This is a genomic window from Paenibacillus sp. GM2FR (genome assembly GCF_002803325.1).
GTDB lineage: Bacteria > Bacillota > Bacilli > Paenibacillales > Paenibacillaceae > Paenibacillus_AQ > Paenibacillus_AQ lautus.
The window spans coordinates 3,195,926-3,209,319 of the sequence record NZ_MKZM01000008.1; the positions used below are offsets into that span (position 1 = coordinate 3,195,926).

Below are 13,394 nucleotides of genomic sequence, written 5' to 3' on the forward strand. Positions count from 1 at the left end.
ACATCTTCGTGCACACGGTGTATCCCATGCTTTCTATCAATCTAGTAACTCTTCTAGATTATCACACTCACCACGGAGCGTCACCCTTTTATCCCGTCCCGATGTTCCTATAGGAGACGGATCTACCTTTGCCAAACAATCGGTTTATCCATCCCCGAAAAAAAGAGCTGCCGGCATCGGCAGCTCTTTCCCTTATTCGATGATCGATCCCTGCATTTCATTGCCAAGCCGCCACCTCTGACGATCCGAAGCGGCATCCGGCACATTCAATTCCAGCCCCGCACCGTCAGCATTCACGGCAAGGGCCCGGCCATCGTGCACCGATAGGATGGAGACCGTATCATCTTCCTGACGTTTCACTCTCCATCGCTGATTGTTATAACCGAGATACGTGTATAGCTGAATCCGGTTCTGCCCGGTATCGACATCCAAAGCCTTCCCTTCCGGCGTGCGAATGGAATAGGTGCCTTCCTCTCCTGTTGGTACCAATACCCATAGCGGGTTGCCCGTACCCGCTGATTCCTTCACGGTAACGGGTTCACCGTTTACGGATTTCTCGGTATAGATCACTTGGTTCACGGCTTCGTTCGTGAAGCTGGTTTTCGTAAGATGAGCTTCAGACGAATGACGGACGTAGACATTTTGATAGGAAGCCTGTCCGCCGAACACATTGACGCCAAAATTCCCTTCGGCAAATGTCCCGTCCATCACATCGATCACCTTCTTCCCGTCCACGTCGACCTGAATATGCGGACCTTTCGCTTCAATCCTCAGGTGATAGGTTCTTCCCCCTTGGATAAATTCAGGGACTTTGGCCAGTACCTGACGTTCCTCAAATCGACCTTCAATCTTGTAAAAGAGTCGAACAGCCTTCATACCAGGGTCCAGATTCAGATAATATCCACTGCGGCCATCCTCGCTTGCCCGAAACAGCATGGATCCTGCACCGCCTGCTTCCCCAAGCCGCATGTCGCCTTCAAACGTGAAGTCGCCGGCCTTCTCTTCCGCCATATAATTGGCATCGCTTGGATGGCTGCCCCGGATTCCATGCTCCGTAACGACCCACTTCGAAGCCTTAAGATCCGGTTTCCACCCCGTCAGATTCGTCAGAAATGTTCCGCTCGTGACCAACACGCGGGTGCTCGCTGATATCTTTCCGTTTGGAGTCGAGGCGGTAATGATGACTTCTCCCGCATTCACCGCTTTTAATACGGCATGAGTGTCATCGGATGAAACAATCCGGACCGTATCGGGATGACTGGATGTCCATACCAGAGGTTTTTTCCCCTTACCCCGGACACGATCCACAGTTGCGTACAGCGATTCAGTCTGTCCCTGGGACAGCTCCAGCTCGTATGAATCCATTAGGATGCGGGAAGCAGGTCCCGAAGGATCAAGATGCCTCCACACGGAATCCAGCTCATGCACCTTAAGGGACTTCAGCTTCACTTGGCCGTCTTGGGTGTAGAAGCTCATCCCCCGTCTGGCCTGATCCGGAAAAATAACGTCCGAGAACACAACGCTTCCGTCATTGCCAAACACCTCCACTGAAGATTCATCGACATAAATACGCAGCTTAACCACTCTATTTACGGGGTGCAGCAAAGCTTTGTGTTCGGTCGTGAACAGGTTGGAGAAATCCGTGGTTCCCGATGCCGAGCGGTCTATAAACATATGATGCGTGGCGTTGTTATAACCGACCACCGTCTGTTGTCCGCCGCCTTCTCGCAGTCGGAAGCCGAATTCCAGCTCGCTGCTGTCTAATGGAATCTCGATTTCCGCCTCGATTTCAAACGCGCCGGCCTGAATTCCCTTTAACACATTCTGCGAGGACTCCGTAACTTCCCTGTTATTCACATGGATTACCGTATTCCGGAGGGTTTCTAGCTCATCGACCGGAGACTGGTGCAGACGTATTCCCTCACTCGTCGTTCTGAGCGACAACTCTCTAGGGATGGTCAGCTGACCCTTCCAGCCCGAAGTCGGAAAATTGAAGGGATAATCCCAGTTCGTCATCCATGCCAGCATGATTCTTCGATTGTCCGGCAGGTCGGAGAAGGACATGGAGGCGTAGAATTCCTTGCCCCAATCCGTTCTCAGCACGGTCCCCGCCGTATGATCATTCATAAATTTGCCGTCTGGCGTCACATCGCCGATAAAATATTCCGCATCGGAGCCTTGGGTGTTCGGATTAGCGCCGCTGCTGATCATCAACACCCATTTGCGCTGACCGGAGCCGTCCACGGCAAGCTGAAACAGATCCGGGCATTCCCACACGCCTCCACGGATATATTCCCCATACCCGAAACGGTCCGTTAAGGTCCAATCGACAAGATTGTCGGAGATATAGAAGCGGATATGGTCTCCCCCTGATACCACCATGATCCAGCGGTTGTTGGCTTCATCCCGAACCACTTTGGGATCGCGAAAATCCCATCCTCCCGGATCCTCGCCCTGTTTGCCCGGGTTCTCGATGAGGATCGGCCGTTCCTTCGAATACGTCCAGGTCCGTCCGTGATCGGTGCTGTAAGCCAGTCCGATCTTCTGATTTCCGCCCGGCCGATCAGGATTGAAGGATGTGTAGTAGGCAATGAGTCCTTTGCCTCCGGAATCCCCGAACAGACCTGAAGCGTTCGTTGTATCGGCTACGGCGGAACCCGACCAGACATGTCCGAGATCGTTCCAAGGCAGTGCGATCGGCAGCCTGTTCCAATGCACCAGATCCCGGCTTACCGCATGCGCCCACTGGCCTCCGTCCTGATGGAAGAGATGATACTCCCCTTCGAAATAGACCAATCCGTTCGGATCGCTTGCCGAGCCTCGGATTGGGCTATAATGATACTGCGGGCGGTATTCCTCCGTATAATAATCCGCCATTGGGGTTACGTACACGTCCTGAAAGTAAGCAGTTCCGGACTTTACCTTCATCCCGATCGATCCGCCCGCGTAACTACTGTCGGATACGCGGATCGCAGCGGGTTCGTAACCATCCACAGCGATTCGAATTCGGTCTCCGGAAATGTGGATCTCCACATGATGCGCACTTGTCGGCAGGCTTGGGTACGTACGACTCGATGCGTCGATCACCATTCCATTCGATGTTTCCAGCGCAACCCGGACCTGATCATCCTCTTTCCTTAATACGGCTTCATATCCCTCCGTTCCTTCATCGTTCCCTCTCCAATAGAACCCGGCTTCAGCCAGCTCCCCTAATATGATATTGCCTTCCAGCACATAATCTGCAGCTGCATTCTTATAGATCCTGCAGGCTTCAAGCCCTTCTGATGCCGTGCCCTTAAGGCCTTTGATATCAGGCTGCCAATCTCCGCTCGTAACTGCCGGACCGAACAGATTGCCTTTCCACTCGCTCACCTTGATGTTTTGAAACAGCGCGGAACCATCCCACACATGAAGACCCAAGTATCCTGTGGAATATGCCGTATCATTGACATCAATCATAGGTTCATATTGACTTCCCCAGTATACCTGGATTTGGTTCCCTACCGCCTTAACCTTGAGGTGAACGATATCTCCTTGACTTAATGAAACCTTTTTTTCTACCTTTAATCTCCCGCTATCTTCACGGGCATCCTTGAGACGAACCAAGCCTGCGCTTGGCACAATTTGCAGCATATACGATGACCAGCCATCAACGCTTGAGCGAAAGACCAGCGAAGCGTCTGCTTGCATATCCGTGATCATCACGTCGGCTTCATACACAAAATCATCCGCTCTTGTTGCGGAAATCGCGGCTGCGTTCTCACCTGGATCGGAGCTAAGCCGTAGTCCTTCAGCCGTATGTTCCATCTTGCCATTCCCCTTCAACTGCCAGCCTTCAAGGTTGGTATTCACATTGGATGCGCTTTCAAAAATGGTGCCCCCTCCTTTCTCTTTCATAGCTGCAGACTCATCTTGGACCGCTGAAGCCCATGCCGATCCCGGAGTAACGCTTGCCGCCAGCATCACGGTCATCATGATCGCAGACACCATGCGCATCATCACCGTATGTATATCCTGCGATAATTTCATATATCCACCTCTCTTCGATTCTTTACCACGCGTTATATAGGAAGGAACAGCCCGATCAATCGGGCTGCACCTCCTCAAGACGAGCCTGTTTATGATTGTGAATCTTGCCATGCCTGTATTCCCAGAGCCAATGCCCCGCACAATCCGGATTGGGTGCCTAATCCCGGTGGAACAATATAATTCCCAATATGGTGTATGATTTCGTCAGCAAGCACATACCCGTTCAAATTGCGCCGCACCTCTGCACGAATGAGGGGATACAACTGAGCTTGCTGCATAACGCCGCCGCCCAGTATGATTTTCTGCGGGGAATTCGTCAGAATCAGTCCTGTTATAGACTGCGCTAAATAATAGGCTTCTACTTCCCAAGCGGGATGGTCGGCTGGCAGCAGCTGCCCTTTCAATCCCCATCGGGCTTCAAGCGCCGGACCTGCTGCCATTCCTTCCAAGCAATCCCCATGATAAGGACAGGTTCCTGCAAAGGCATCTTCGGGATGACGTCTAACGGGAACATGCCCGCCTTCGGGATGAAGCAGTCCATGAACAAGCCGGCCTTCGGAATATAGGCCTACCCCGAGACCTGTACCCACCGTAAAATAAGCGCAGCTGTTCAGAGCCTTGGCTGCTCCCCAAGTCGCTTCTCCCAAAGCGGCAGCATTGACATCCGTATCCCAGCCATAGGGTATGTCCATATGCGACTTCATCTTGCCGAGGACATTGATCTGCGACCAGCCTGGTTTCGGTGTGGAAGTTACATAACCATAAGTTGGGCTATCCGGTTTCAGATCGATGGGACCAAATGACCCGATGCCAATGGCTTCTACCTGATGATCTTGAAAATACGAAACCACTTTGGACAATGTGTCTTCCGGCTGCCCTGTCGGAAAGCTGATGCTGTCCTCAACGATTCCATCCTTGCTTCCAATGCCGCAGACAAATTTGGTGCCGCCCGCTTCTATCGCTCCAATACGCATATCGCTGGTTCTCCTTGCCATTTATACATTCATTTAACGTAAACTAACCTCTAGAAGAAAGATCATAGATGTGCAGCGATTTTATGACCTTCCGGTCATCATCCGCAAACACGGTTATCCCCGTAGATGCAGGATCAGGATAAATCAAATCCGTGATTACCGCCTGCCCGCGATCCGCGAACAATTCCACGGACGACCGGTCCACGAATATCCGCAGCTCCAGGAGTGCGCCCGTAACCCGTAGTGACGCCATGTGCTTCCCGGGAAAATCTTCATGGAAATCAGCCAGCCCTGAACGGGTGCGATCCACGTAAACTTCGTTTGTCTTGGCATCCCAGCCGACAACCGTCTCTTGGCCCGGACCTACCCTTACTTTAAACCCAAGCGAAAACGCTGCATCGAAGCGGACATGAATTTCGCAGCTCTCCAGCCGTACATCGGCTAACCGGGCAGCCGCTTCATCCACGATTACATCATGGAAGGATCGTACTTCATTTCGGTACGCTTCCATTTCACGGATCGGCTGCTGCGTTACCGCGACTTCGCCTTCCAGCGTCTCCAGCTTGAGTTCCCGGACCAAGGTCATGGCCCCCCTCCAACCATCCGTTGGCGTCAGGTTGGCGTATTTCCAATTGCTCATCCAGCCGATGAACAGCCTTCTGCCATCCGCTGCCGGAATGTCCGACCAGCTGACCCCGGCATAATTATCTCTGCCGTAATCCAGCCACCGCACATCACCTCTGGATCGTTCATCCGGCAGAAACGTTGTCCCGTCAAAGTTTCCAATGAAATATTGCGTTCTGGAGCCCTCAACATAGGCCGGATCATCGCCAATGCTGACCAGCATGACCCATTGGGCTTGACTATCTTCCGTAGAAAGAGGGAACAGATCCGGACATTCCCAGACTCCATCATGAAATCCGATGCCTTCGCCAAACTCGCTGGCAAAGATCCATTCTTTTAAATTCGAAGATCGATAGAGGCATACCGTCTGCCCGCACGCAACAATCATCACCCATTGCGATGACGGCTCATGCCAAAACACTTTGGGATCCCGGAAATCAACATAGGTGTCATGCCTAAGGACCGGATTACCTTCATATTTGGTCCAGGTCCTCCCATTATCCTTGCTATACGCAAGACTTTGGCACTGAACGATTTGATTTGCGCCCGTCGAATCGTCATGGTGCGTAAAGATTGCCACAAGGCCGGGCTCTTGATCGAAGAACCCGCTGGAATTGTTCCAGTCCACAACCGCACTGCCTGAAAAGATCGTGCCGTGTTCATCCGGCGCTAAAGCGATGGGAAGCTCTTCCCAGGACACCAGATCCTTGCTGACCGCGTGTCCCCAATGCATGGGCCCCCAGGTTGTGCCCTTGGGATGATGCTGATAGAACAAATGGTATTCTCCTTTAAAATAGACCATCCCGTTCGGGTCATTCATCCAGTTCTCCCGGGGAGAGTAATGATAGGCATTTCGGTAATTTTCAAGTTTGATGTTAGACATTGGCTGTACTCCTTCATTATCGTAATCAGGGATATACGGCCGTATTTGGACTGATATTCCTTACACGGCCGTTTCACTTTATGACTTTATTTCATATTTCGGTCATAACCCGTTTGCTTGATCGTCAGCCATTCCTGGAGTCCCAGTCGATCCAGCTCCTTCAGGTAGGCGTCCCATTCCTGATTCACTTTCCCATTCTGATACCATTCGGTACGCATTCTTTCCAGGTAAGGAAACAAGTCCGCTTCAATCGTGGATAAGCGGTCCAATTCCTCGATGGAGAAAAATACTTTCGGGTACGTATTCTCCGCCTTCATGTGCGGTACCATGACATCCTTCATCAGTTTTAATCTCCATGCCGCATCATCCGGCATCGTGGTGTATTTGCCATAATACTCGTCCAGGATCGCAAGCGGGCCCGCAATACTTGTTTTTTGTCTGAGCTCTACAGGCGCCGTGCCTTCAAGCGGAAGATGCTTCAGCATCCCTTTGGCTTCGTCCAGCTCAAAAATATTTTGCTGGGTATCGTCACCGTAAGTTCCCCAGTTGTTCTGAACCGATTGGAGCGGTTCATACATCGCGTCAATCCATTTTGCCGTTTCTTCCAGCTTCTTGTTGCTGCTGGTAATGACCAATCTTCCCCGGTCAAGACCGATCCCGTTCGTTCTCGTTACATTGATCTCGCCGGATGGTCCTGCAAGCGGCGGCATCAGATCATATGTATCATTCATGCCTGTGATGTTGGCTTTATCCCAAGTAAAATACATCCCGTACCGGTGGTCTTTGCCTTTGGCCAAGTAGGTGTTCCAATCCTGCTGGAATGCTTCGATATCGATAAGTCCCTCTTTGTATAATTCATGGATGAAGTTGATTGCTTCCTTATACCCCTCCTCTGCGGCGGTAAACACCACCTTCCCGTCATCCGTAACAACGGTGTGGTCCCAATTCTCGCCCAAGCCGAATGAAGCAAACAGGAATGTCAGATCCTCGCCGCCCGGCTTATTAATGAAGGAAAGCGGTATTTCATCCGCCTGCCCGTTGCCGTTCGGATCTTGGGTTTTGAACGCTTTCAATACGGTTTTCAGCTCTTCCGTCGTAGTTGGCATGTCCAGCCCCAAGGCGTCGAGCCACTCCACGTTAATCCAGGGGAAGTTATCCACCGATTGAATCCGTTCTTTCCCTGAGCCCAACTCCTCGATCCATGGAAAAGAATAGATATGTCCATCCGGCGCCGTAATCATATTGACGTATTCCGGAGCTTCCTCCAGCACCTTTTTCAAATTCGGCATATGCTGTTCGATTAAATCCTCCACGGGAATGATGACTCCGTCCTTTGCCAGCTTCAGCAGATCGTAATCTCCGTACCCGGCGTCAAAAATGGCATCCGGCAAATCCCCGCTCGCCACGGCCAGATTGCGTTTTTCCGCAAACACATCGCTGGTATAGTTCTTCCACTTGATATGAATGCCCGTCTTCTCCTCCAGCCGCTTGTTGATCAGCTTCTCGTTAGGGTCTGCCGGAGCCAGCGGCGAGCTTTGCGTCAGGACATTCAAGGTCACCTTACCGTCCGGCGACTCTGTTGATGATTCCCCGCTGTTGCCACAGCCGGCCAAGAGCAGCACGGCTGCCAGAGCCGTAAGGGATACCGTTTTTTTACTGATATGTTTCTTTGATCTCTTCTTATTCATATCAATGACCTCCCGAATCATGTATTTGGATAATGACTTTATGTTGAAGGCGACCCGCTATTTAAGCGAGCCTACCATAACACCTTTTTCGAAGTACTTTTGGAAGAACGGGTACATAATCAAAAGCGGAAGACTGGATATCACGATCGCCGAATATTTAATCATCTCCGAGAGCCGTTTCAGCTCCGCCATCGCAAGCTGGTCGCTGATCATGCCGGGCGCCGCTTGATTTTGAATCAGAATCGATCTGAGGACAAGCTGCAGCGGGTGCAGCTTGGGATCGTCCAGATAGATCATAGCGTCGAAGAATGCGTTCCACTGGCCAACGAAGGCATACAGGGCGAGTACAAAGATAATGGGTTTGGACAGCGGAAGAACGATCCGGAAAAAGATTTTCATATCGGAAGCACCATCCACATTGGCTGCCTCCTTCAGTTCATTCGGCACCCCTTTGAAGAAGGTTCGGGACAAAATGATATTCCACACATTCACCGCACCCGGGATGATCACGGCCCACACCGTATTGAGCATGCCTAGCTCCCTCACAAGCAAGTACGTAGGTATCAGTCCGCCTCCAAAAAATATGGTGATGATGAACAGCGTCATGAAGAAATGGCGTCCGGCCAGCCGGCTTTCCGAAAGTGCGTATCCCGCACAGACCGATACCGTTACCGTTAGTAGCGCAAATGCTGTTGAATACAACACCGCATTGCCAAAACCGCGAAGCATCGCTGGATTGGACAGGATCATCTGATATCCTTCCAGACTCCAATCGGAAATGTTAAAAGATAGTCCTTGATTCAGCAGCACGGTGGGATCCATGAACGAGGCCACCACGATATAAACCAATGGAACGACAACGACCAGTACGGCAAGCGTTAAAAAGATCGCATTTAATGACAACAGAAAGCGGTCGAAGCGTGAGTGTTTGACGGCCATGAGTATGACTCCTTTCCTAGTAGAGGCCTTCGCCTTCATTAAGTTTTCTGACAATAAAATTCACCGTCACGAGCAAAATGACATTGATGACGGAGTTGAATAAACCAACCGCTGCAGAGTACGCGTAATCGCCAGACTGCAAGCCGACCTTGTATACGTAGGTAGCGATAATTTCCGAAGTAGGAAGATTCATCGAGGTTTGCATCAGATAGGCCTTCTCAAAGCCAATCGACATAATGCCGCCTGCCGCAAGTATGAATACAATCGCCATAATCGGCCTTATGGTGGGCAGATCGATATTTCGGATGCGCTGGAGCAGGTTAGCCCCGTCCAGGCTGGCCGCATTATGCAGCTCGGGGTCCACATTCGCAAGAGCTGCCACATAGATAATCGAGGCCCAGCCCGCGCTCTGCCATATATCCGAGAGAATATAAATCCACCTGAAATATTCCGGCTGCGACATAAACATCAGCGGACTTCCCGTCATCCATATGACCCATTGATTGATTGGCCCCGTTGGGGACAAGAAGATAAACAGCATCCCGACAATGACAACCACCGAGATGAAATTGGGTGCGTAAAGAAACAATTGAACATTTTTCTTGACTGTCGCTTTGCGAACCTGATTTAACATAAGTGCAAGCAGGATCGGCACCGGAAAGCTAAAGATAAGACCAAAAAGACTCAATTTAAGCGTATTCATAAAAATGACGTCAAAATTCGGCGAGGCGATAAACTTTTCAAAATGCTTGAGCCCGACCCACTCGCTGCCGAGAATCCCTCTAATGGGACTGAAATCCTTGAATGCGATAACGGCACCGTACATCGGGACGTACTTGAATATAAGGGTCAATATAAGCGCCGGAGCTAGCAGTATGTACAGAAAATAGTTTTTCTTGATAAAAGCTAGCGTTCTTCCTGCAGAGCTCCGTCCCCTGATTCCCCCTGCCCCATGATGGGCTGGATCCACTGAATTTTCCAAACCTGTTCCCCCGTTCTTTCTAGAGAAGTTTACATATTGCTTACAGAAAAGGCTTTCATTTTTCACTTATGTTGAATGTCGCTTTTACAATTTATCAAATGATGTAACATCAGTCAATAGTTTTTGTAAAAATTAAATTGTGCAATTGACAACAATGTTTGTTCATTTATTTCACCTTCCTATCATGAAAATGAGCAGCATAAGCCGTTTTCTTTGCAAAGTTGCGGAGAATCGTTCGTTATTTCCTTGTTTGGTGATGTTTTATCCCCTGTAAATGAATATTGAAGAGAAACACAACAAAACCCGCTATGTTTAAATGTTAACTGAATTGTGCATTTGTAAAGTTGAGGTTGCTATTTTAGCTAATCTATTATACATTTGATTTAAGATATTCAGAGGTCATTAGCGACTGGAAGAAACTGCGGACCTTAGTATGAACTTGATCATTTGAGGAGAAATCAGATACATGTCGAAAGAAAAAGTCACAATTCAAGATATTGCCGATGCACTGGGCATCTCCAGAAATACGGCCTCCAAGGCTTTGAACGGGAGCGAAAGTATTCCGGACGAGACGCGCAGCAAGGTTATCCGAAAAGCGATTGAACTGAAATACAAACAATTTGCTTTCATGGAGACGGACAATCTGCTGACCAAAAACCCGGGAAATATCGCTCTTCTGACGGCAAATCTTCCGAGCACCTCCCATTTTGGCTCGCGGTTAATCAGCGGGCTTGAGAAACGAATCAGCGCGGAGGGCTATAATCTGTCCATTCATATTGTCCGGGATATCGATCGAAGCTCTCGGTCGCTGCCTAACAATTTTGAATCATCCAAGGTCGATGGAATTATATGTATTGAGTTATTTGATATGGAATACACCAAGTTGCTCACAAGCCTTGGGCTTCCTACCGTATTTATCGATTGTGCGGCAGATATGTTCTACCCGGATCTGCAGGCGGATTTACTTCTGATGGAGAATGAACACAGCACCTGTCATATGACCAAGCAGCTCATTGCGCAGGGCAACACGAGCTTGGGATTTATCGGTGATATCCGTCATTGTAAGAGCTTCAATGAACGCTGGGCGGGATTTAATCGGGCTCTGACCGAGAAGGGGATACGGCTGGATTTGGAACAATGTGTTCTGAACCCGGACCGGGAATTTTTCTCTGAGTCCGATTGGATGGACAAACGACTGGGGCAAATGAAACAGATGCCGTCTGCCTTTGTATGCGCCAATGATTTTATTGCGGTCAATGTGATGAAATCGTTAAAAAATAAAAACATCTCCATTCCCGGTGACATTGCGGTGTGCGGCTTCGATAATGCACCTGAATCGCGTATTGTTGAACCTCACTTATCAACTGTACATATATATAGCGATGAAATGGGAATTGCTGCGGCTAACATGCTGTTATCCCGGGTGAAAGAACCGAAGTTACCCTATCAAGTCACGCATATCCAAACGAAGCCGATCTTCAGAGCATCTACCGAGTTACATTAGATGGCATAGAATGAGTGCAGTCTAATCTCCTCTTCCTGTTCTGATCCAGAAAAAATAACCATTCCGCCGTTATCCGGCAGAATGGTTATTTTGGGTTTAATCTGAGTAGAAGGGATCTCTCGTTCACCCTATTGAATCAATAAGGCGATTCCATGGAATAACGCCCAAGCTTGCCTGCGCGAAGCTCACGCAGGAAAATGCCCGAGGCTTTTTCCAGATCGACTCTTCCTCCGCTGACGATGCAGCCTCGTTTTCTTCCGACGGCTTCCATTACCGCAACAATTTCATCCGGGTTATCCAGATCTGTTGGGCGCTCCTTCAGATCAAAGCGCTCGCTCATCGATTCCCAATAATAGTTGGAGAAATATTTGATCGCAAAAAAGGCAATGTCCTCTACGTTCAAAATTTCCTCTTTGATGGCGCCGGTTACCGCAAGGCGGTACCCTACATTCTGATCCTCGAACTTTGGCCACAGGATACCGGGTGTATCCAGCAATTCCATCTCACCGCCGGCAACCTTAATCCACTGCTGCCCTTTCGTGACACCCGGACGGTCTCCCGTCTCCGCGATGTTACGGCCGGCAAGCCGGTTAATCAGCGTGGATTTGCCTACATTCGGTATGCCTACAATCAACACACGCATCGCTCGCGGGTTCATGCCCTTGGCTATTTGTTTGTCGATCTTCTCTTTCAGCAGCAACTTAATCTGGTTCGGAATATCCTTAACACCTGTCCCGGTTGAAGCATCTACAGGAAAGGCGGTTAGGCCGTTTTCCTTGAAATGGGCTTGCCACTGCCTTGTAACCTCAGGATCTGCCAAATCGGCTTTGTTCATAATAATGAGCCTCGGCTTGCCCTGCAAAATCTCGTCAATCATCGGATTTCGGCTTGAGAGCGGAAGCCTCGCATCGATCAGTTCAATTACTGCATCGATCAGCTTCAGCTTCTCCTGAATTTGGCGGCGCGCTTTGGTCATATGTCCTGGAAACCATTGTATTGTCAAACGTCGTCACCTCTACTTTGCTCTGCAAACTTTCATCGTTTCTATAGCGCCAGGCTAATGGTTGATGAGCCCTATGTCTTTAATCGGCCAGAAGATCAAGTCTGCTCGCCCGATAATATCCCCCAAAGGAACATATCCTATCATACGGCTATCCGTGCTGTTGGAGCGGTTATCGCCCATCACAAACACATGCCCCTCTGGCACAACGCCATCCTGAACGAACGAGTTCGGAAAATCCGTGTTATTGTATAACCTGTTTTCAGCATGGGCTTGATCAATCGCTTCCTGTATGTAGGTTTCATTCACAGGCTCCCCGTTGACAAGCACTTTATCGCCTTCAACTTTAACCGTATCACCAGCAACTGCGATTACGCGTTTAATGAAATCCCTGCCCTCATCAGGTACATGGAACACGATAACTTCTCCACGTTCGGGTTTGCGGATATCATATAAAATCTCGTTGACGATCAGCTTCTGATTGGATACAAAGTTAGGTTCCATGGATGGGCCCTGCACAATAAACGGTTTAAAGAGAAGCCAGCGAATGAGAACGACGAGAACCAGAGCAATGAGAAGAGCCTTCAGCCATTCTACAAGCTCGTTCTTAGCCTTTTTGGCCGGTTTCCCCACGTTGGTTTCAATTGCCTCCTGGTGTTGATCTTTCTCCATAACCCACCGTCCTTCCCTATAGATCGCTTTCGCATTATAGCGATTTTTGGATATACAAAAGGGGCTTGTATATACGCACAAGCCCCTTTTACCGCCTTG

Annotated in this window: 9 protein-coding genes; 1 reads left to right on the plus strand and 8 read right to left on the minus strand. The window is 49.7% G+C overall.

Features of this window, described 5'->3' with window-relative positions; genetic code table 11:
- Positions 1–192: 192 nt before the first annotated feature.
- From PAEVO_RS14375 to PAEVO_RS14400, 6 genes are all read right to left on the minus strand, one after another.
- A complete protein-coding gene (locus PAEVO_RS14375) occupies positions 193–4,029 on the minus strand; it encodes a GH32 C-terminal domain-containing protein (protein ID WP_100538155.1) in 3,837 nt (1,278 codons plus the stop codon).
- Positions 4,030–4,118: 89 nt separating this feature from the next.
- Positions 4,119–5,003, minus strand: coding sequence for an ROK family protein (locus tag PAEVO_RS14380; protein WP_100538156.1), 885 nt, complete (start codon positions 5,001–5,003; stop codon positions 4,119–4,121).
- Positions 5,004–5,046: 43 nt separating this feature from the next.
- Complete coding sequence (locus tag PAEVO_RS14385) at positions 5,047–6,510, minus strand: glycoside hydrolase family 32 protein (RefSeq protein ID WP_100538157.1); 1,464 nt, start codon at positions 6,508–6,510, stop codon at positions 5,047–5,049.
- An 86-nt stretch (positions 6,511–6,596) separates the two neighbouring features.
- Positions 6,597–8,198 (minus strand): ABC transporter substrate-binding protein, encoded by a 1,602-nt coding sequence (locus PAEVO_RS14390; RefSeq protein ID WP_100538158.1) that lies wholly within the window; start codon positions 8,196–8,198, stop codon positions 6,597–6,599.
- 57 nt (positions 8,199–8,255) lie between these two features.
- Entirely contained in the window at positions 8,256–9,137 is an 882-nt protein-coding gene (locus PAEVO_RS14395) for a carbohydrate ABC transporter permease (RefSeq protein ID WP_100538159.1), read from the minus strand.
- A 16-nt stretch (positions 9,138–9,153) separates the two neighbouring features.
- A complete protein-coding gene (locus PAEVO_RS14400; RefSeq protein WP_243390872.1) occupies positions 9,154–10,077 on the minus strand; it encodes an ABC transporter permease in 924 nt (307 codons plus the stop codon).
- A 508-nt stretch (positions 10,078–10,585) separates the two neighbouring features.
- Between PAEVO_RS14400 and PAEVO_RS14405 the strand changes: the two genes are divergently transcribed.
- Entirely contained in the window at positions 10,586–11,623 is a 1,038-nt protein-coding gene (locus PAEVO_RS14405) for a LacI family DNA-binding transcriptional regulator (RefSeq protein WP_100538161.1), read from the plus strand.
- A gap of 136 nt (positions 11,624–11,759) precedes the next feature.
- Here PAEVO_RS14405 and ylqF read toward each other — a convergent pair whose 3' ends face one another.
- Both ylqF and lepB read right to left on the minus strand, forming a co-directional pair.
- Positions 11,760–12,626, minus strand: a complete 867-nt coding sequence (gene ylqF, locus PAEVO_RS14410; RefSeq protein ID WP_100538162.1) for a ribosome biogenesis GTPase YlqF — start codon at positions 12,624–12,626, stop codon at positions 11,760–11,762.
- A gap of 54 nt (positions 12,627–12,680) precedes the next feature.
- The gene (lepB, locus tag PAEVO_RS14415) at positions 12,681–13,295 is read right to left on the minus strand and encodes a signal peptidase I (protein ID WP_036663956.1); all 615 of its coding nucleotides are present in this window, start codon (positions 13,293–13,295) and stop codon (positions 12,681–12,683) included.
- Between the last annotated feature and the right edge of the window lie 99 nt (positions 13,296–13,394).